This is a genomic window from Mesorhizobium sp. BR115XR7A (genome assembly GCF_020165315.1).
Taxonomy (GTDB): Bacteria; Pseudomonadota; Alphaproteobacteria; order Rhizobiales; family Rhizobiaceae; genus Mesorhizobium; species Mesorhizobium australicum.
Map to the genome: position 1 here is coordinate 222,754 of NZ_JAIUHW010000009.1, position 20,736 is coordinate 243,489.

Annotated in this window: 14 protein-coding genes; 7 read left to right on the plus strand and 7 right to left on the minus strand. The window is 63.1% G+C overall.

The genetic code is table 11. The features are described from left to right. The first annotated feature begins 142 nt into the window (after window positions 1-142). Both LB557_RS20500 and hisN read left to right on the plus strand, forming a co-directional pair. Window positions 143-1,084: an N-formylglutamate amidohydrolase gene (locus LB557_RS20500; protein ID WP_140721345.1), complete on the plus strand. Its 942-nt coding sequence runs from the start codon at window positions 143-145 to the stop codon at window positions 1,082-1,084. Window positions 1,085-1,456: 372 nt separating this feature from the next. Next, window positions 1,457-2,230 carry a histidinol-phosphatase gene (gene hisN / locus LB557_RS20505; protein ID WP_224641120.1) on the plus strand — a complete coding sequence of 258 codons (774 nt, stop codon included), beginning with the start codon at window positions 1,457-1,459 and terminating at the stop codon, window positions 2,228-2,230. Between the two features lie 137 nt (window positions 2,231-2,367). On the opposite strand, the gene LB557_RS20510 is transcribed toward hisN, so the two are convergent. Beyond that, entirely contained in the window at window positions 2,368-3,345 is a 978-nt protein-coding gene (locus tag LB557_RS20510; protein WP_015315833.1) for an alpha/beta fold hydrolase, read from the minus strand. 477 nt (window positions 3,346-3,822) lie between these two features. Here LB557_RS20510 and LB557_RS20515 point away from each other — a divergent pair, with 477 nt between their 5' ends. Beyond that, a complete protein-coding gene (locus LB557_RS20515) occupies window positions 3,823-4,290 on the plus strand; it encodes an Hsp20 family protein (RefSeq protein WP_013893124.1) in 468 nt (155 codons plus the stop codon). 80 nt (window positions 4,291-4,370) lie between these two features. Here the strand turns inward: LB557_RS20515 and LB557_RS20520 are convergent, their stop codons facing one another. Then, window positions 4,371-5,423, minus strand: a complete 1,053-nt coding sequence (locus tag LB557_RS20520; protein ID WP_224641118.1) for a threonine aldolase family protein — start codon at window positions 5,421-5,423, stop codon at window positions 4,371-4,373. 472 nt (window positions 5,424-5,895) lie between these two features. On the opposite strand from LB557_RS20520, the gene gltB reads away from it, so the two are divergent. Both gltB and LB557_RS20530 read left to right on the plus strand, forming a co-directional pair. Next, a complete protein-coding gene (gene gltB / locus LB557_RS20525) occupies window positions 5,896-10,629 on the plus strand; it encodes a glutamate synthase large subunit (RefSeq protein ID WP_224641116.1) in 4,734 nt (1,577 codons plus the stop codon). Window positions 10,630-10,768: 139 nt separating this feature from the next. Then, window positions 10,769-12,223 (plus strand): glutamate synthase subunit beta, encoded by a 1,455-nt coding sequence (locus LB557_RS20530; RefSeq protein WP_015315836.1) that lies wholly within the window; start codon window positions 10,769-10,771, stop codon window positions 12,221-12,223. Here LB557_RS20530 and LB557_RS20535 read toward each other — a convergent pair. Together LB557_RS20535 and LB557_RS20540 are read right to left on the minus strand one after the other, a co-directional pair. Then, complete coding sequence (locus tag LB557_RS20535; RefSeq protein WP_083882972.1) at window positions 12,220-13,410, minus strand: DUF459 domain-containing protein; 1,191 nt, start codon at window positions 13,408-13,410, stop codon at window positions 12,220-12,222. The genes LB557_RS20530 and LB557_RS20535 overlap by 4 nt on opposite strands. Before the next feature lie 70 nt (window positions 13,411-13,480). Continuing rightward, window positions 13,481-14,704, minus strand: a complete 1,224-nt coding sequence (locus LB557_RS20540) for a lytic murein transglycosylase (RefSeq protein ID WP_015315838.1) — start codon at window positions 14,702-14,704, stop codon at window positions 13,481-13,483. A gap of 211 nt (window positions 14,705-14,915) precedes the next feature. Between LB557_RS20540 and galU the strand changes: the two genes are divergently transcribed. Next, window positions 14,916-15,821, plus strand: coding sequence for a UTP--glucose-1-phosphate uridylyltransferase GalU (gene galU, locus LB557_RS20545; protein ID WP_015315839.1), 906 nt, complete (start codon window positions 14,916-14,918; stop codon window positions 15,819-15,821). Window positions 15,822-15,988: 167 nt separating this feature from the next. On the opposite strand, the gene LB557_RS20550 is transcribed toward galU, so the two are convergent. Further along, a complete protein-coding gene (locus LB557_RS20550; protein WP_224641113.1) occupies window positions 15,989-17,764 on the minus strand; it encodes an outer membrane beta-barrel protein in 1,776 nt (591 codons plus the stop codon). Between the two features lie 249 nt (window positions 17,765-18,013). Here LB557_RS20550 and LB557_RS20555 point away from each other — a divergent pair, with 249 nt between their 5' ends. After that, window positions 18,014-19,015 (plus strand): SIS domain-containing protein, encoded by a 1,002-nt coding sequence (locus LB557_RS20555; RefSeq protein WP_015315841.1) that lies wholly within the window; start codon window positions 18,014-18,016, stop codon window positions 19,013-19,015. 179 nt (window positions 19,016-19,194) lie between these two features. Here the strand turns inward: LB557_RS20555 and LB557_RS20560 are convergent, their stop codons facing one another. Beyond that, window positions 19,195-19,659 carry an NfeD family protein gene (locus tag LB557_RS20560; RefSeq protein ID WP_015315842.1) on the minus strand — a complete coding sequence of 155 codons (465 nt, stop codon included), beginning with the start codon at window positions 19,657-19,659 and terminating at the stop codon, window positions 19,195-19,197. A gap of 14 nt (window positions 19,660-19,673) precedes the next feature. Continuing rightward, the gene (locus LB557_RS20565) at window positions 19,674-20,624 is read right to left on the minus strand and encodes an SPFH domain-containing protein (protein WP_015315843.1); all 951 of its coding nucleotides are present in this window, start codon (window positions 20,622-20,624) and stop codon (window positions 19,674-19,676) included. Window positions 20,625-20,736: the final 112 nt, after the last annotated feature.

Below are 20,736 nucleotides of genomic sequence, written 5' to 3' on the forward strand. Positions count from 1 at the left end.
CGCCGGAGACTGCCGTGGGGCAGGCCCGTTAACCATCCTGTATATGAGGAGGTGAGAGTAAACATCAAGTGAACGCGGACGCGCCTGACCCACATTTGCCCAGCGGCACGACCGCCGAAATGCTGGACATGCGGCCAGCAAGGTGGCAGTTTCATGCCATGATGCACTGGTGTTTTCGGGTTCGTTCAAATTGAAGACGGCAGCCGAGGATTTTTCGGTCTTTCCACCCTTCGAAATCCGGTCGGGCGCCGAGCAGCGCGTCCCCTTCCTTTTCAACTCGCCGCATAGCGGCCGCTACTATCCCGAACGCTTCCTTGCCATGGCAAGGCTCGATCGCAATGCGATCCGCCGCTCGGAGGATTGCTATGTCGACGAGTTGTTCGGCGGCGCCGTGGCGCTCGGCGCGCCGCTGCTGGCGGCGAATTTCCCGCGCGCCTATCTCGACGTCAACCGCGAGCCCTGGGAACTCGACCCGCGCATGTTCGCCGAGCCTGTGCCGTCCTTCTGCAACATCCGCTCCGCGCGCGTGGCCGGCGGGCTCGGCACCGTGCCGAAGCTGGTGGGCGAGGGGCTCGACATCTATTCGGGCCGCTTGCCGCTCGCCGAGGCGGTTGCCCGCATCGAGGCCGTCTACAAGCCCTATCACGAAACGCTGAAGCGGCTTTTGACCAGGACCCACGCCCGGTTCGGCTTTGCCGTGCTGATCGATTGCCATTCGATGCCGGCGAGCATCCGTGTCGGGGACAACGGGCTGCGGCCGGATTTCATCATCGGCGACCGTTTCGGCATCTCGGCCACCGCGGCCCTGACCGAAACCGCGATCGGCCTGTTGACCGCGATGGGCTATACGGTTGCCCACAACAAGCCTTACGCCGGCGGGTTCATCACCGAGCATTACGGCCGTCCGGCGCGTCATTTGCACGCGCTGCAGATCGAGGTCAATCGCGGGCTCTACATGAATGAGCGGACATTCGAGAAAGCCGCCGGCTTCGACGCGCTGGCCGACGACCTGACGCGGTTTTCAGCCGACCTGATGGCGATGCCGGACCATCATTTCATCGATCTGCCGCTGGCCGCGGAGTGAAGACCACGCCTTGTCTCATGCGTGCCACCGCCCAAGATTTTTTGTGTGCTTCTTTGGACGGCCCGCTCCAGGAGCGGCCGTGAAAAAAAGACCGCATCGTTTGCACGATACGGTCGAAGTCTAGGGAGGAAACGCCCAAGGAGGGCATGGACAGGAAACCCTGTCCGAGATTGAGGGTATTGTGCAGCGCACAAATGTCAAGCGACGTTTAGGCTTTTTTAATTCAGAGTGATGTGGAAATTGCGTTTCGATGACGTTGGAGTGACATTCCGGCAACAATTGTCGCGGCGGATAAATCGATAGACAAGCTTGTCTTGGCGGGGAAGTCGCGGCAAGCCCCGGCTCGGGCGCGCTGCAAAGCGGGAGAATCAGTTGGACATCAGCATCGATTTCATGCGCCGTATCGCGCAAGCGGCGGCGGCGGAGACCTTGCCGCGCTTCCGCGCCCAGGGCGCGGTCGCCAACAAGGAAAAAGGCAGTTTCGATCCGGTCACGGAGGCCGACCGCGAGGCCGAGCGCGCCATCAGGACGCTGATATCGGCCGAGTATCCCGACCACGGCATCCTGGGCGAAGAGCATGGCAGCGAGAACATCTCCAGCCGGCATGTCTGGGTGATCGATCCGATCGACGGCACCCGTGCCTTCATCTCCGGCCTGCCGGTGTGGGGGACGCTGGTCGGGCTGACGGTCGATGGTGACGCGGTCGCCGGCATGATGGCCCAGCCCTTCACCGGCGAGCTGTTCTACGCCAACGCCTCCGGATCACATTATGAGGGGCCGGGAGGCCCCCGCAAGCTGACGACCCGCAAGACGACGAAGCTGGCCGAGGCCACGTTGTTCACCACAACGCCGGCGCTGTTCAAGGGCGAGGCACGCAATCGCTATGACGCGTTCGAGCGGCAAATCCAGCTCGCCCGTTACGGCGCCGATTGCTATGCCTTCGCCATGATCGCCTCGGGGAGCGTCGACATCGTCGCCGATCCTGGATTGAAGCCCTACGACATCGTGGCGCTGATCCCGATCATCGAGAAGGCAGGCGGGGTCGTCACCACTTTCGACGGCGGACCGGCGGAGAATGGCGGCGACGTTCTAGCGGCCGCGACACCGGAGCTTCATGCCGCCGCCATGGCTGCCCTGCGCGGCTGACATCGCCTCCGGTCGGCGGCTCTCGACCGCTGGAATGCCGCCGGCGTACGCCCATAGGTCTGCCTGAACGCCGCCAGCGCCTCCTTCCTGAAAAAGGGAGTGTCAGCTACGCCCTCTCGCGGAAGAGCCGCGGCCCGTCAGGCTGTCGGGTCATCTGAGCCGGGGACGAAGGCGTCGAAGGCGGCGAGGAATTGTTCGCGGTAGAGATCGGCTTCCTGCAGGATTTCGTGCTTGGCACCGTCGATCATCAACAGCGAACCCAGCCGTAGATTTCTCGCATATGCCTCCACCGCCCTGGTCGAGACGACCTGGTCGGCGCCGGCGGCGATGATCAGCAGCGGCACCTGAATGCGGGCCATGAAGTCGGGGTCGCTGATGGCTGCCGACGCCTTCGCCGCCGCCTGCAGCCAGCGGATCGTCGGGCCGCCGAGCGCCATTTGCGGATATTCTTCATAAATGCGCGTGTTACGGCGATAGCGTTGCGGATCCGATGTCACCTTGTTGGCTTCGAAGGGCAGCGTGTGTCTCGGCCTTGGACCCCAGGCGGCATAAAGCCAGCCGAGCCCCAGGGCGCAGAAAAACGAACAGATCCGGCGCACCGTCCCTATCGAGACCGGCAGGTCGGGCAATGTCAGGAACGGCGCGATCAGCACCATGCGCCGCACGCGGTTTACCATCGACGGCGCGGCAAGCAGCGCGATCACAGCGCCGGCCGAATGGGCGAGGATATAGTACGGTCCGCGGCAGTCCGGCAGCACGATCTCTTCGAAGAACTGCTCCAGGTCAGCCGTATAGTCGCGGAACGACCTGACATAGCCACGCTGGCGATCGCGGATCAGCCTGTCCGAACCGCCCTGACCGCGCCAGTCCAGGATGGCGACACCAAAGCCACGCGCGGCAAGGTCACGGATGGTCTCGAAATATTTCTCAATGCACTCGTTGCGGCCGCCAAGCAGCACCACGGTGCCCCGCATCGGCCGCGCCACCGCCGCGAACAGGCCATAACGTATTTTCTTGCCGTCGCGCGTGGTGAAAAAGCCGCCCGTGGCGTTTTCCGGTCGCGGATTGCCCTCGGTTTCGTGGAAGAGCGGAGTGTCGTAGAAAAGATCCGTCATTCGGCGCTTTGTGCTCGGCGTCCTTGCGCGCCAGCTGGTCGCGGCTGGCCTCGTCACGGTGATAGACGCCAACACATCAAAAGCAAAGCAAATCCGGGTTATTGAGGGCTGAGACGGGTCAGGCCGGAAGCGGCTTTGAGCGCGCTTCCGGCCCCTGTCGATCCGGGAGGAAGGGACGTTAACACCCGGTTCGGCCTCGTTGCGGCACCTTCGCAGATCCGGCGCCGCCAATCCTTGATCTTGAAAGCCACTTTAGCGCGGGCTGTCTGAACGGGCGCCGAAGCACCGGTTCATCTGCCGTTCATCAGGTTGGCCGCCTCGTTCTTTTTTGCCGTCAAACGAAACTTGAAATGCTTTCGAGCGCTCCCCAGATGTGGGTTGCGGTCGCCAATCGGGGCCGCTGGTCCTCCCGAAACGCCGCTCGCGGGTTTCGCACCGACCATACGCAAACCATGTTGCTCAACAGGAGAACACCTCATGCGTCACGTTGATTTTTCCCCGCTTTACCGTTCGACCGTCGGCTTCGACCGTCTCTTCACCATGTTGGATTCGCTTGCGCAGCCCGACGGCGCGCAGACCTATCCGCCCTATAACATCGAGCGCACCGGCGAGGACTCCTATCGGATTTCGATGGCCGTCGCCGGCTTCTCGGACGAGGAAATCTCGATCGAAGCTCACCGTAACGTGCTGACCGTGAAGGGCGAGCGCAAGGACGAGGGCACCGGCGAGGGTTCCGAACTGCTCTATCGCGGCATTGCCTCCAGGGCCTTCGAGCGCCGCTTCCAGCTTGCCGATCATGTTGAAGTCGTCGGCGCCGCGCTGAAGAACGGCCTGCTCTTCGTCGACCTCAAGCGCAACATTCCCGAAGAGCTGAAGCCGCGCAAGATCGCCATCACCTCGGCTCCGGCCAAGGCCAAGCAGATCGAGGCCAAGACGGCAGCCTGACGACCGCATAAAATCTAAAGTCTCCTCCCGAGACGGAAGCGGCGCCGCGAGGCGCCGCTTTTTTGTCCGAAGATTGACTGTTATCCGGCGATCAGCTGGCCAAAGCGGTCGACTTCCTCAGTCGTCGTGGCAAAGCTGGTGACGAAGCGATAGAGCAGTTCGTCCTCGCCGATATGGCCGTCAAAGCCATGCGGCCTGTGCCAGTCATAGAAGGCCGCGCCTGCCGCCTGCAGCCTGTCTGCTTCGGTTTTCTCGATCACCGCAAACACCTCATTAGCCTGCGGCAGCCAAGCGAGCTTTGCCGTGGCCGAATCCTCGATCGCCGCCGCCAGGCGCGCGGCCATGGCATTGGCATGCCTGGCGGTGTCGAGCCACAGCCCGTCCTTGAAATAGGCTTCGAACTGCGCCGCGACGAAACGCGACTTCGAAAGCAGCTGTGCGGCACGCTTGCGTAGGAAGGCCAATTCCTTGGCACGGTCGAGGTCGAACAGCACGATCGCCTCGGCACACCAGCAACCGTTCTTGGTACCGCCGAAGGACAGGACATCGACCCCGCGTTTCCAGGTCATTTCGGCCGGCGTGGTGTCGAGCGCGGCCAGCGCATTGGCAAAGCGGGCGCCATCCATGTGCAGTGGCACGGAATGCTGTTTGGCGATGGCCGAGATCGCATCGATGTCGTCCAGACCATAGACGGTGCCGACCTCGGTCGACTGGGTGATCGAGACCGCCATCGGCCGGCCCCAATGGACGACCTCGCTTGCAAAACGGCCGATCGCCCTGTCCAGATTGGGCGGGTCGATCTTGCCCAGCGGACCGTCGACGGCGTGCAGCCGCGAGCCGCCGGAAAAATACTCCGGCGCGCCACATTCATCCTCGATGACATGCGATTCTCGGTGAGCGAAGGAAATGCCGCCCGGCTTGTTGAAAGCGGTCAACGACAGCGAATTGGCGGCGGTGCCGGTTGCCACGAAGAACACCGCGACCTCGCGTTCGAATATTTCACTAAAGCGCCGATAAACCGCCTCGTCGAGGGCGCTGTCACCATAAGCGGTGGCAAAGCCGCCGGCCGCGGCCGACAGGCCGGCAACGATATTGGGATGGGCGCCTGCCCAATTGTCGGAAGCGAAGAACATGCATCTGCCTGTGTTGGGGAAATCAGCCGGAGTTGACCGGTTTAACGCGCCGACCGCAAGGGCCAGGCGCCGGAAAACCGTTAAAGCCAGCCAACGTGGCGGCAAGCGTGGGCGACTTAAGCTTACGTTTTTCCTCAACTCCGCGTAATTTTATGTCGCCAAAACTCCAAGTTTTTTGTGAATCGGTCTTGTGCGCGTTTAGGAATTCTGCCATAAAAATTTAGGACAGTAGTGCTGTCTTATTTTGTCGCACAAAACAGACTGGATTGGCGTAACATATTGGCCTCTCCGGCTGTTGCCGCGAGCGACAGGTGGACGGCCGGACGCTGGCCTGTACGATACCAGATGCGAAGCATGCGAAAAGCCGCATGGTTCGAAAAGCATTTCGCAAGACGTGCCGCAAGGATCAGGGTGAGCCAAGCGCTTGCCGAGGCAAACCAGCGCCTGAAGGGCTGGAATGGAGGACAGGACAATGACGGAATTGACGCTCTCTGCGACGAACGGCCAGGCCGCGCAGACGAAAGCGGCCGCCGTCAAAAATACCTCCACCAAAAATGTCGCGACTGCCGGCGGCTTGACCGCCCAGGGCCTCTATGATCCGCGCAACGAGCATGACGCCTGCGGCGTCGGCTTCATCGTCAACATGAAGGGCGTGAAGTCGCATCAGGTCGTCAAGGACGGGCTTGCCGTGCTCGAGAACCTGACGCATCGCGGCGCCGTCGGCGCCGATCCGCTGGTCGGCGATGGCGCCGGCGTGCTGGTACAGCTTCCGGATATTTTCTTCCGTGAGGAGATGGCGGCACAAGGTATCGAACTGCCACCGGTAGGCCAGTACGGCGTCGGACACTGGTTCATGCCGCAGGATGCTGCCCTTCGTGCACATATCGAGGAGATCATCGCCGAATCGGCGCAGTCCGAAGGGCTGCCACTGCTCGGGTTCCGCGACGTGCCGGTCGACAATTCGTCGCTATCGAAGGCGCCTGACATCGTCGCGTCCGAGCCGTTCCACCGCCAGGTCTTCATCGGCCGCACGGCCGACATCACCGATGACGAGGAATACGAGGCCAGGCTCTACCTGCTGCGCAAGGTCATATCGGGCCGCATCTACGCCGAGAACGACAACAAGGACATCGGCGCCTACTGTGTGTCGCTGTCGGCGCGCACCATCGTCTACAAGGGCATGTTCCTGGCTTATCAGGTCGGGGCCTACTACAAGGACCTCAAGGACCCGCGTTTTGAGACCGCGCTGATCCTTGTCCACCAGCGCTTCTCGACCAACACCTTCCCGTCGTGGAAGCTGGCGCATCCCTACCGCATGGTCGCGCATAATGGCGAGATCAACACGGTGCGCGGCAACAACAACTGGATGGCGGCGCGCCAGGCGTCGGTCGATTCCGAACTGTTCGGCAACAACATCTCGAAGCTCTGGCCGATCTCCTATGACGGCCAGTCCGATACTGCCTGCTTCGACAATGCGCTCGAGTTTCTGTTCCAGGGCGGCTACAGCCTCAGCCACGCCATGATGATGCTGATCCCGGAAGCCTGGGCCGGCAACAAGCTCATGGATGCCGATCGCAAGGCCTTCTACGAATACCACGCCGCGTTGATGGAGCCTTGGGACGGGCCGGCGGCGGTCGCCTTCACCGACGGACGCCAGATCGGCGCCACGCTGGACCGCAACGGCTTGCGCCCGGCACGCTATATCGTCACCGATGACGACCGCGTCATCATGGCTTCCGAGGCCGGCGTGCTGCCGGTGCCGGAGGAGAAGATCGTCCAGAAGTGGCGGCTGCAGCCCGGCCGCATGCTTTTGATCGACCTTGCCAAGGGCCGCATCGTCCCCGACGAGGAAATCAAGTCGGAGATCGCGACCAAACACCCCTACAAGACCTGGCTTGCCAATACGCAGCTCATCCTGGAAGATTTAAAGCCGGTCGAGCCACGCGCGCTGCGCAAGGATGTCAGCCTGCTCGATCGCCAGCAGGCGTTCGGCTACACCCAGGAAGACACCAAACTATTGATGTCGCCGATGGCGACCACCGGCCAGGAAGCCGTGGGCTCGATGGGCACCGACACGCCGATCTCGGCGATGTCGGACAAGTCGAAGCTGCTCTACACCTACTTCAAGCAGAATTTTGCCCAGGTCACCAACCCGCCGATCGACCCGATCCGCGAGGAACTGGTGATGAGCCTGGTGTCGTTCATCGGACCGCGGCCGAACATCTTCGACCTGGTCGGCAATTCGCGCCGCAAGCGGCTCGAAGTGCGCCAGCCGATCCTGACCAATGGCGATCTCGAGAAGATCCGCTCGATTGGCCACACCGAGGACCGTTTCGACACCAAGACGATCGACATCACCTATGGGTCGAGCGAGGGTGCTGCCGGCATGCAGGGGGCCATCGACCGGCTGTGCGAGCGGGCGGAGGCGGCAGTCGCCGGCGGCTACAACATCATCATCCTGTCCGATCGCCAGCTCGGACCGGACCGCATCGCCATTCCGGCGTTGCTGGCCACGGCCGCCGTGCACCACCATCTGATCCGCAAGGGGCTGCGCACCGCGGTCGGCCTGGTCGTCGAATCGGGCGAGCCGCGCGAGGTGCATCATTTCTGCTGCCTTGCCGGCTACGGCGCGGAAGCGATCAATCCCTATCTCGCCTTCGACACCTTGCTCGACATGCACAAGCGCGGCGAACTGCCCGAGGAGGTCGACGCCTACGAAGTGGTGTCGCGCTACATCAAGTCGATCGGCAAGGGCATCCTCAAGGTGATGTCCAAAATGGGCATCTCGACCTATCAGTCCTATTGCGGCGCGCAGATCTTCGATGCCATCGGGCTGAAGACCGATTTCGTGCAGCAATACTTCACCGGCACCGCGACACTGATCGAAGGCGTCGGACTGGATGAGGTCGCAGGCGAAACCGTCAGCCGTCACACGGACGGTTTCGGCAGCGATCCGGTGCTGCGCAACAGCCTGGAGGTCGGTGGCGAATACCTGTTCCGCATGCGCGGCGAGGCGCATATGTGGTCGCCCGACGCGGTCGCCACCTTGCAGCACGCCGTGCGCCAGGGATCGTGGGAGACGTTCAAGGACTATTCGGCGCAGATCGACAGCGAGACGGCCCGCGCCCAGACCATACGCGGCTTGTTCAAGATCAAGCTGGCGGATGAGACCGGCCGCACGAAGGTCGCCCTTGACGATGTCATGCCGGCGGCCGACATCGTCAAGCGCTTCTCGACCGGGGCGATGTCGTTCGGCTCGATTTCCAGGGAAGCGCACACCACGCTGGCGCGTGCCATGAACCAGATCGGCGGCAAGTCGAACACCGGCGAGGGTGGCGAAGAGGCCGATCGCTATCTGCCGCTGCCAGGTGGCGGCAAGAACCCCGAACGTTCGGCGATCAAGCAGGTCGCGTCGGGGCGTTTCGGCGTGACGGCGGAATATCTCGTCAACTCCGACATGATGCAGATCAAGGTGGCGCAGGGCGCCAAGCCCGGCGAGGGCGGCCAGTTGCCCGGCCACAAGGTCGACGCAACCATCGCCAAGGTTCGGCATTCGACGCCGGGCGTCGGCCTGATCTCGCCGCCGCCGCACCACGACATCTATTCAATCGAGGATCTGGCGCAGCTGATCTACGATCTGAAGAACGTCAATCCGGCGGCCGACGTCTCGGTCAAGCTGGTGTCGGAGGTTGGTGTAGGCACGGTCGCGGCCGGCGTTGCAAAGGCGCGCGCCGACCACATCACCATCTCTGGCTATGATGGCGGCACCGGTGCGTCGCCGCTGACCTCGCTCAAGCATGCCGGCAGCCCGTGGGAAATGGGTCTTGCCGAAACGCACCAGACGCTGGTGCTGAACGGCCTGCGCTCGCGCGTGGCGCTGCAGGTCGACGGCGGCCTGCGCACCGGGCGCGACGTCATCATCGGCGCGCTGCTCGGCGCCGACGAGTTCGGCTTCTCGACCGCGCCTTTGATCGCGGCCGGCTGCATCATGATGCGCAAATGCCATCTCAACACCTGCCCGGTCGGCGTCGCGACGCAGGATCCGGTGCTGCGCAAGCGCTTCAAGGGTACGCCCGAGCACGTCATCAACTTCTTCTTCTACGTGGCGGAAGAGGTGCGGGCGCTGCTCGCCGAAATGGGCTTCACCCATATCGACCAGATCATCGGTGACGCCGACCTTCTGGAAAAGCGCGACGTGATCCAGCACTGGAAGGCGCGCGGGCTCGATTTCTCGAAGATGTTCTACAAGCCCGATGCGCCGCATGAAGCGGTGCACTGGACCGAGCGGCAGAAGCATCCGATCGACGATGTGCTCGACCGCAAGCTGATCGAACTGGCCAAACCCGCGCTGGAGGCCAAGCAACCGGTCAAGATCGAGGTCGACATCCGCAATGTCGACCGTTCGACGGGCGCCATGCTGTCGGGCGAGGTCGCCAAGCGCTTCAAGCACAAGGGCCTGCGCGAGGACACGATCCAGGTAAAACTCACCGGCACGGCCGGCCAGTCCTTCGCCGCCTTCCTGGCACGTGGCATCTCGTTCGAGCTCGTCGGCGCCGCCAATGACTATGTCGGCAAGGGCCTGTCGGGCGGGCGCATCGTCATCCGGCCACCGGAAGAGGCAAGGATCGTCGCGGCCGACTCCATCATCGTCGGCAATACGGTGCTCTATGGCGCGACCGAGGGCGAGGCCTATTTCGCCGGCGTCGCCGGCGAGCGCTTCGCGGTGCGCAATTCGGGCGTCGCCGCGGTCGTCGAGGGCGTCGGCGACCATGGCTGCGAATACATGACCGGCGGCGTCGTCGTCGTCATCGGCAAAACCGGCCGCAACTTTGCCGCCGGCATGTCGGGCGGTGTCGCCTATGTGCTGGACGAAGCAGGTGATTTCGCCGAGCGCTGCAACATGGCCATGGTCGAGCTGGAGCCGGTCCCAGAAGAAGACGATCTGATGGAAAAGCTGCTGCACCATGGCGGCGACCTCGACCACAAGGGCCGCGTCGACGTGTCTGGCGACATGACCAGTCATGACGAAGAACGGCTTTACCAGCTGATCTCGAACCACGTGCACTATACGGGTTCGGTGCGCGGCCGCGAGATACTCGACGACTGGGCTATTTTCCGGCCGAAATTCCGCAAGATCATGCCGGTCGAATACCGCCGCGCGCTGATCGAGATGGAACGCATGCGCATGGGCGTCGCGGCCGAATAGATTTGAGAATTGCCGGGGGGCCCGGGCTTCCCGGCCCCTTCATCGACAGTTTGACCTCGGGCTCAAGGTTGCCACGGCTGCCTCAAGAGGTTAACGGGTGCGGCGAAAACCGCACCATCTGGACAGCAGGAACTGGACTATGGGCAAGGTAACAGGCTTTCTCGAAATCGACCGGCAGGTGCACAAGTACCAGCCGGCCTCCGACCGCATCCGGCATTTCCGCGAATTCACGCTGCCGATGTCGGACAAGGAAGTCGAGAAACAGGCCGCGCGCTGCATGGATTGCGGCATTCCGTTCTGCCATGGGCCAACGGGCTGTCCGATCCACAACCAGATCCCCGACTGGAACGACCTCGTCTACAACAGGGACTGGGACAACGCGATCCGCAACCTGCACTCGACCAACAATTTCCCGGAGTTCACCGGCCGCATCTGCCCCGCGCCTTGCGAGGAAGCCTGCACGCTGAACCTTGAGGACATTCCGGTCGCCATCAAGACGGTGGAGCAGGCGATCGCGGACAAGGCTTACGAGACCGGCCACATCAGGCCCTATCCGCCGGAGAAGAAGACCGGCAAGCGGGTCGCCATCATCGGCTCCGGCCCAGCCGGCATGGCGGCCGCCCAGCAGCTTGGCCGCGCCGGTCACGACGTGCATGTCTATGAGCGCGAGAGCCGCCCCGGCGGGCTGATGCGCTACGGCATCCCCGACTTCAAGATCGAGAAGCATTATATCGACCGGCGCATCGAACAGATGCAGGGCGAGGGCGTCACCTTCCATTGCGGCGTCAATGTCGGCATCGACAAGCCGGTGGCTGAACTCCTCGCCGAACATGACGCCGTGCTCTATTGCGGTGGTTCGGAAACGCCGCGCGCTGCCGGTATTCCCGGCGACGATCTCGGCGGCGTGCATGACGCGATGCCCTATCTGGTGCAGCAGAACCGCCGCGTCGGCGGCGAACCGATCCAGTCGGTGGCATGGCCGTCGCATCCAATCATCGCCGGTGGCCAGCACGTCGTCGTCGTCGGCGGCGGCGACACCGCGTCCGACTGCGTCGGCACCGCCTTCCGCCAGGGTGCGGTGCGCGTCACCCAGCTCGACATCCGTCCGCAGCCGCCCGAGAAGGAAGACAAGCTCTCCGTCTGGCCCTACTGGGCGACCAAGATGCGCACCTCGTCCTCGCAGGCCGAGGGCGCCGAACGCGAATTCCAGGTGGCGACGCTCGAATTCATCGGCGAGGAAGGCCAGCTTACAGGCGTGAAGTGCTGCGAGGTCGACGACAAGCGCAAGCCGATCGCCGGCACTGAATTCGTCATCCGCGCCGATCTCGCCTTCATCGCCATCGGCTTTGCTGGCCCGGCGATGGCGGGCGTTGCGGCGGAACTCGAGGGGGAGATGAAGATCACCACCGACAGCCGCCGTTCCAGGAATGTCGAGGCCAATGACCGCGATTACAGGACGAGCGTCGACCGGCTCTACGCGGCGGGCGACGTACGCCGTGGCCAGTCGCTGGTCGTCTGGGCGATCCGCGAAGGCCGCCAGGCGGCACGCTCGATCGACGAGGCGCTGATGGGGACGACCGTCCTGCCGCGTTAAGGGCTGATCGCCGTGGTGGTGTCGGACGCTGCCGCTGTCGCCGGACTTGCCTTCGGCGGCCGGGAAAAGTCGTCGGCGCGGCCTGGGGAAGCCTCCGGCGCCTTGCCCTCGATCACCAGCCTTTCGCCAGGAAGAGCCGGATTGGCCTTCGGCGGTGGGGCGGCGCCGAGCAATTCTGTGCCGCCGTCGAGCGCGGGATCGCTGAGCAGCATGGGTTGGGTGCGATCGATGACGATAGGCGCGGCCGCCGGAGCGGGGGTCTCGACCGGTGCGCCCGCCGGCGCCGTCGTCGGTGCCACGCTTCCCGGCGCGGCCAGTCCAAGGATCTTAAGCAGCGGCTTTTCGGTGTAGAAGGCGAGCTTGCGCTTGCCGGCTTTGGACACGTTGATGCCGTCATCGGCGCGCAGTCGCACCGGCTGACCGTTCATGTCGGGGCCAGAGGTGACGAAGGCGCCGTTCTCGTCGACGAAGCCGTCCCAGACATCGACGAATTCGCCGCCGTGGCTTTCGGCGGCCTTGTGGTAGATGTCGTTGAAGGCCAGCATGTCGGAGGTCATCTTCGGCACCCGGAAGGCAGGCATGCCGACCCACAGGAAAGGCACCTTGGCGGTGGCGATTGCCTTGCCGAGCTCATCGGTGCGGCGCTCGTATTCCTTCGTCCAGTTTTCGGAGCGGGGCTGTTCGCGTACGTCGCCGACCTTCATCTGCTGGCGGTCGTTCGACCCGAGCATGACGACCACCGCGGCGGGTTTTTCGGTGTCGATCAGCGATTTGATCTGTTCGGGCCAGTTGTAGAAATCATCGCGCACGAAGCCTGACGAGCCATTGCTGCGGACCACGATCCTGACGCCGGTATTCTCGGCGAAGGCTTCGTCCAGACCCTCGGCGAGGCCGGCCGCCATGAAGTCGCCGACCACCAGGACGGTGCGGGCGTCCGGCGCTTTTTCGACCACGGGCGTTGCCGGCTCCTCTGGTGGGCGAGGCGCACGCGGTTTCTTCTTCGGCTTAGGTCTCGCCTTCTGGATGTCCTGCGGCGGCTCGACCCGCTCGCTGCGGCGCGGAAACAGAAGGTCGCGCAATGACCAGCCCCGGCTTTGCTGCGGCTGTTCCTGCGCCATGGCTGGGGCATGGACAGCTCCGGCCACGGCAATGGCGAGCACGGCGAAGGCCAGGATCAGCACCGGCATGCGACGGACGAACGTCCCGATGCGCGTAGGCCAAACCAATCGCTCCCTCCCTACTCAACTTCGTCAGGCTCTATTTCTGCCTGAGCCATTTCAGCACTTCCAAGCTCGGATAGCCATCCTGGGTCAAGCCAACCTTGGCCTGATAAGCCATGATGGCCGTCTTCGAGCCGTCGCCGATCTTGCCGTCGAATTTGCCGTCGTAAAGGCCGTGCTGGGAAAGTCGCTTCTGCAACTCCTGCCGTTCCTCGAAGCTGAGCTTGGTAAAAGGCCGGTTCCAATCCTGGACCAGGCCGCTGCCACCCGCGATCTCATCGGCAAGCAGACCGACGGCGAGCGCGTATTTGTCGGCATTGTTGTAGGCCTTGATGACCGAAAAATTCCTGACCATCAGGAAGGCCGGCCCGCCACGGCCGTCCGGCACTTTCAGCGTTGCCTTGTCGGTGAGGTTCTTGAACGGCTTGCCGCTGGCGCGGCCCACGCCGAGCGCCTGCCATTGCGCCAGGGTCTTCGACCCGGCGGGAAGTTTGCCGGCCGGCAACGCGACCTCGTAGCCCCAGGTCTTGCCGGCCTGCCAGCCATTCTTCTTGAGCAAATTGGCTGATGTCGCCAGCGCATCGGGAATGGAATTCCAGATGTCGCGCTTGCCATTGCCGTCCATGTCGACGGCATAGTGCTGGTAACTGGTCGGGATGAACTGGGTCTGGCCCATGGCGCCCGCCCAGGAGCCCATCAGGTGGCTTTCGTCGATATCGCCGGTCTGCAGGATCTTCAGCGCCGCTACCAGCTGGGTGCGGGCGTATTTCGACCGTTTCGCGTCGCCATAACCCAAAGTCGCCAGCGAACGGATGACGTTGCGCATGATGTCGTCGCGCTTGAGAATTTCGCCATAGTTCGATTCCATCGACCAGATGGCCAGGAGAACGTAGCGGTCGACGCCGAATCTCGCCTCGATCCTGTCCAGCCAAGGCTTCCATTTCTTCGCCATCTGCTGCCCGACGGCGACGGACTGGTCATGGACGCGGTTGTCGAAATAATCCCAGGCGGGCGCGGTGAATTCGGGCTGGGTGCGGGCCTTTTCCAGCACCACCGGATCGGGCTCGTTGATGCCCCGGAAAGCCTGGTCGTAAACGGCGCCGGAAACGCCACCCGCCACGGCGGTGGCGCGGAAGCCGGCGACCCATTGCCGGAAACCGGCGTCGGCGAAGGCCGGCCCGGTGGGGACAAGCAAAGCGAGCGAGAGGCTGGCCGCCGTCATGACGCTGGCGAAACGTTTTGCGGCATTGCGAACGGACATTTTTTCCTCCTTCTCTGTCCCAGGAAAGACCATTCTTCGCCGAACCGGGTTAGGAATTAGTTTACCATAGGCGTCGCCTGGAACGAAAAGACACCTCGATGCTTTAACCGGCGGGAGTTTCCCTCAGCCGCCCCACTAATCTTCAATTCCGGCGCGAAAATGTCGTGGGACGGGGATTGCGGAGCTGGCCAGCAAACGGATAATTTAAACTATGAAGAGAGTTCGCAAGGCAGTTTTCCCGGTCGCCGGTCTCGGCACGCGGTTTCTCCCGGCCACCAAGGCTGTTCCCAAGGAGATGCTGACCGTCGTCGACAGGCCAGTCATCCAGTATGTCGTCGATGAGGCGCGCGAGGCGGGCATCGAGCATTTCATCTTCGTCACGGGCCGCAACAAGGCGGTCATCGAGGACCATTTCGATATCCAGTTCGAACTCTATGACACGCTGGCACAACGCGGCAAGGACGAGCAGCTTGCCCGCCTGCAGCGGCTGCAGCCGGCACCGGGGCAGACCAGCTTCACCCGCCAGCAGGTGCCGATGGGTCTTGGCCATGCCGTCTGGTGTGCGCGCGAACTGGTCGGCGATGAGCCGTTCGCCCTGTTGTTGCCCGACATGATCATGCAGTCGGAAAAGAGCTGCACGAAGGCGATGGTCGAGCTCTACGAGGAGACCGGCAACAACATCATCGCGGTGCAGGAATGCGACCCGGCGGAGGCTCATAAATACGGCATCGTCGGGCGCGGCGAAGACACGCATCACGGCTTCCGCATCACCGAGATGGTCGAGAAGCCGAAGTCGGGCACCGCGCCGTCCAACCTCTACATCAACGGCCGCTACATCCTGCAGCCCGAGATCTTTAGGATTCTGGAAGGCCAGGAAAAGGGCGCCGGGAACGAGATCCAGCTGACCGACGCGATGCTGAAGCTGGAGAAGCAGCAGGCCTTCTACGGCTACCATTATAAGGGCCGCACCTTCGATTGCGGCTCGCCGGAAGGTTTCGTCGAGGCCAATGTCGCCTTCGCGCTGTGGCGCAACGACATGAACCAGAGCATGGCCGGCGTTATCCGCACACTGCTCGACGAGATGAAGCCATCAGAACGGCGCGGGGCAGCCTTTTAGGGCATGCCGATATTCAGGTGATGCCGGCCTGCGAATGGCCGCTTCCTACGCTTCCCCATTCTACCGCGCCGCAGTAGAACTGTGCTCACGTAAATAAAGGCTCTCGGTATCAGCCATTCTCGACTCGGCCCGACCCTGACTCTCGCCATACCTTGGCGCACACGCCTTCAGCGCTGCACCTTCACGCCGACGAAGATGCTGTTGGCGGTGTAGTCGCGGCCGGGCAGGTTACTGGTCAGCTTTTCGGTCCTTACCCTGCTGGTGAGGCCCGCATAGCGGTTCAGCCACCAAGTCAGCCCGGCCTCGGCGCTCAAGATCCTGTCATGGCCGTCAATGCCGACATAATCGCGCCAATCCAGGCCCAAGGCCGCATTCGCGGTAAGATTGGATCGGATCACGCGCTCGCCCGTCAGGCGTCCGGAATAGAGGATATCGCCGCTTTCACCCGATGTGGTCGTGGTCTCGACGGTAGTCTTGCCGGTCAAGCCGATGGTGGTGCCGCGCTGCGGCGACCATTTGAGGTCGGCATTGAGGGTGGCCCCCGAAATCGCTTCCAGGCTGTTGTCGTCGATCGCCTCTCTGAGCCAACCGGCCGAGAATTCGCCCGACAGCTTCTCGCCCATGTCGAGTTGCAAGCCGGCGCGGGCGCCAAGACGCGTCGAGGAGCGCTCGAAGCCTTCATTGTCGATGCGCTGGTCGTAGGCCCGGCGGCCGACCTCGATCTCGGTGAAGGGCGTGAGCGCGGGGGAGATCTCGTAGCCGGTGCGCAAGGTTGCAGTGTAGAGCGTATTGTCCTGATCTTTCTGCGACAGCGAGGTGCCGTCCGAGAGCTTGGCGTCACCATAGAAGTCGTGCGAGACCGCCCCGGTCAACGTATACTGCATCTTGCCGACGGCCTTTTCGACGCCGATGCTGCCGTCGATGGTCTGCCGCAGCGGCTGGGTGCTGACGCCAGCGATGGCATCGGGCGAGGACGCGGATTCCGGCACGGCTTCGTAGCCGAGCTTGGCGATGGCACGCAAGTCATTGTCGAGGTCGACATTGAGCTGGCCTTCGATGCGCCCCTGCGCATCGTGAACCTGGTAGCCCGACACGGTTTCACGGAAAATTCCGTAGCCGTCGATGGTCGCGGCGTTTTCACGCCAGTCGGAAGCGGCGGTAAAGCGCAGCGCCGTCTCGGACAGCAGCGCCGATGTGCCGGCACTGCTCGAATCGCCGTTCGTCGTCGCCGTCAGCCCCTGTTCGATGGTCGGCCGGATGATGAAGGAGCCCCATTTGACGCCGGTGGCGGCGAACGGATCGTCCTCGGCTTTCTTGTTCTGGCCCTCGATTGCAGCGGTGCGCTCGGCGCCAGGGTCGAGTTTCTGCCTGTCCACACTGTCGATGGTGAGTGCACGGCGATTGGCCGCTTCCTGATCCGCCGCGATATCGGCGGTGTCGTCGGTCGCGGCCGTCGTGGCGGTGGTGGTTGGATCCGTAGCCGCCATGGTGTTCTTTTTCTTCTTCTTTTTGTCGGCGACCTTGTCCTTTGCCTTGTCGGCCGCATTCTGCCTGGCGGTCGAAGCGCGGCGTGGCTTGGGCGGCGTGGGCGCGTCGGCGGTGGCATCGTCGCCGGCCTGGGGCGGGTCGAAGACGCTGGTGGTCGAGTTCGCGGCGTCCGCGTCGTCAGGCACGGCGCCGGCGCTGGCCGGCAGATAGGTTCGCGCCGGCGCATTGTCCTGCGCGGCCGCGTTGGCCGCCGCTTGCTGTGCAAGAACCAGGTTTCTCGCCTTGCGCTGCTGGTCGGACAGAATCGCCGATTCCGACACTTCTCCGCGCAATTCCGTTTCCTGGGCATGGAGTGGCGTGGAACGCAGCAAGGCAAGGATGCTGGTCGCCAGCAGCAAGGCGCAGATCGCCTTGCCCTGTCGTCCTCTCAATTTTTCTGGCTGGACCCCGGACATCGCCACCACTGCTTGCGCGGCGCACGCGCGCCATACTTACCGAACCGTAAATGGGGATGGTTAACGGAGGGTTGAGGGCGCGCGCAGGACTGGCTCCAAACGCGGATTTCCGCGGGCGCCAATGCGGGTCCGCCTCGTGCCTTCTATTTTGATCCTTGTCGTCGTCCCCAACGACCGCACACATCCGGCCGTCATGCAGAGGCCATTTCTGTTGGACAGGCGGGCGGCAAAGCGCTAATCGCATCACCCATGCATGCGAGATCTCTCGATAAGAAGCCTCTGGACAGGCAAGCGTCGATCGAATCGGCGCTGAGAACGGTAACAACCGAACAGGCGGGAATCGCGGCCCTTGCCGAGGCGCTTGAGAACGGACTGGCGGCACCCTTTGCCCAGGCCGTCGAGACGATCTCGAAGATCGAGGGCCGGCTCATCGTCACCGGTGTCGGCAAAAGCGGCCATATCGGTTCGAAGATCGCCGCGACGCTGGCCTCGACCGGCACGCCGGCCTTCTTCGTCCATCCCGTCGAGGCCAATCATGGCGATCTCGGCATGATCGCCAGGGACGACGCCATCGTCGCGATCTCATGGTCGGGCGAGAGCAAGGAGATGATGGGCATCGTCGCCTATTCCAGGCGCTTCTCCATTCCACTCATCGCCATCACCTCCGGAGAAACCTCGGCGCTGGCGCGCGCGGCCGACGTCGTGCTGCTTTTGCCGCGCACCCCGGAAGCCTGCCCGCACGGCCTGGCGCCGACGACGTCGACGCTGCTGCAACTGGTCATCGGCGATGCGCTGGCGATCGCACTGCTCGAGGCGCGCGGCTTCACGCCGGACCATTTCCGCACCTTCCATCCCGGCGGCCAGCTCGGCGCCAACCTGACCATGGTCTCCGAGATCATGCGGGTCGGCGAGCAGATGCCGCTGGCTTCGCTCGGCACCAAGATGCCGGAAGCGGTGATGACGCTGTCGCAGAAGAAGGTCGGCTGCGTGCTGATCGTCGACGCCAATGGCGAGTTGGCCGGGATCATCACCGATGGCGATGTCGCGCGCAACCTGCACCGCAACCTGGCCGACGTCATCGTCGACGAGGTGATGACCCGCACACCCAAGACGGTCGACCCGCAGACGCTTGCAGGCACTGCGATCGCGCTGCTCAACGAGCACAATGTCGGTGCGCTGGTGGTGACCAGGAACAACATGCCGCTGGGCGTGGTGCATTTCCACGACCTGCTGCGCATCGGCGCCGCCTAAGATATTGATCTTCAGGTGAGGCCGGCCTGCGAGCGAAGGCTTCCTGCGCTTCCGGCGTAGGCCGGAGCGCACGGACTTAATGTCCGCCCTGCTCGTCGCAACAGCGACCCGAAACCAATCGTTCACGACTTGGCCTGACCTGAATCTCAATACTTTAGCGCGTTGGCACTCGCTGGAATTCAGACCCGCTCCACCGTCAGTTCCAGATCCGTGTCCGCGGCGCTTGTCACACGAACCTGAGTGCCGGCGGGCAGATCGGGGCCGGAGACACGCCACAGCGTGTCGCCGAGCTTGATGCGGCCACGACCGTCGCGGATCGGTTCGGCGAGCGTCGCCATCCTGCCGACCATCTGGGCGCCACGGCGATTGAGCAGCGGCTGATCGGTTGGCTGGTCGTGTCCGCCCATGAGTTTCTTGCCGACAAAGGCTGAAACCAGCGACAGCACGAGGAATAGCAGCACCTGGACCTGCCATGTCCAGATGGCGACATCCCAGATCAGCAGCGACACCGCGCCGACGATCAGAGCGGCGATGCCGATCCAAAGCATGAAGAAACCCGGTGCGATGACCTCTACCACCAGCAGCACGAAGCCCAGAACCATCCAGTTCCACGGCCCGAGTTCAGAAACGATGCGGTCGATCATGAGAGTGGCCTATCTCAGTTGTCGGAGGGCCTGACGACGGGCGGACGTGCCGCCTGCCTTTGCGCGCCGGTCGTGCCTTCGCTGCGAAAGACTTCCTTGGCGATTTCGCCGATACCCCCGAGCGAGCCGATCAGCGACGATGCCTCGAAAGGCATCAGCACGATCTTGCTGTTGGTGGCGGTGCCGATCTTGCCCAGCGCCTCGGTGTATTTCTGGGCGACGAAGTAGTTCAGTGCCTGGACGTCGCCCTTGGAGATCGCTTCCGACACCACCTGGGTGGCGCGGGCTTCCGCTTCGGCGGAGCGTTCGCGCGCCTCGGCGTCGCGGAAGGCGGCTTCCTTGCGGCCCTCCGCTTCGAGGATCTGCGACTGCTTGAGGCCCTCGGCGGCCAGGATCTGCGCGCGCTTGTTGCGCTCGGCGGTCATCTGGCGGCCCATCGATTCGATCAGGTTGGCGGGCGGGTTGATATCCTTGATTTCGACGCGGGTGATCTTGATGCCCCAAGGATGCGCGGCCTCGTCGACGACGCGCAGCAGGCGCTCGTTGATGGCGTCGCGGTTCGACAACAGCTCATCGAGGTCCATCGAACCCATGACGGTACGGATGTTGGTCATCGTCAGGTTGAGGATGGCGTTCTGCAGGCCGGCAACCTGATAGGCGGCCTGTGCCGCATTGAGGATCTGGTAGAAAGCGATGCCGTCGACACCGACGATGGCATTGTCGCGGGTGATGATCTCCTGGCTCGGAACGTCGAGCACCTGTTCCATCATGTTCATCTTGGCGCCGATGCGATCGACGAACGGAAAGATGAGGTTCAGGCCGGGGCTCAGTGTCTTGGTGTAACGACCAAAGCGTTCGACGGTATAGTTGTATCCCTGTGGGATTGTCTTGATGCCCTTGAACAGCACCAGTACGACAAGCGCCACCAGAACAACGACCGCAATATCGAAACCACTGAAATCCATTTGGCCCTCCCTCATGGGCAGGCCGCGCGAGCCATTCCCGCGCAACCGGCTTCACCAAAGACTTAAGTGTGTTTCAGGAACGTTACAATCAGGTGATGAGGGATTGTTTGTG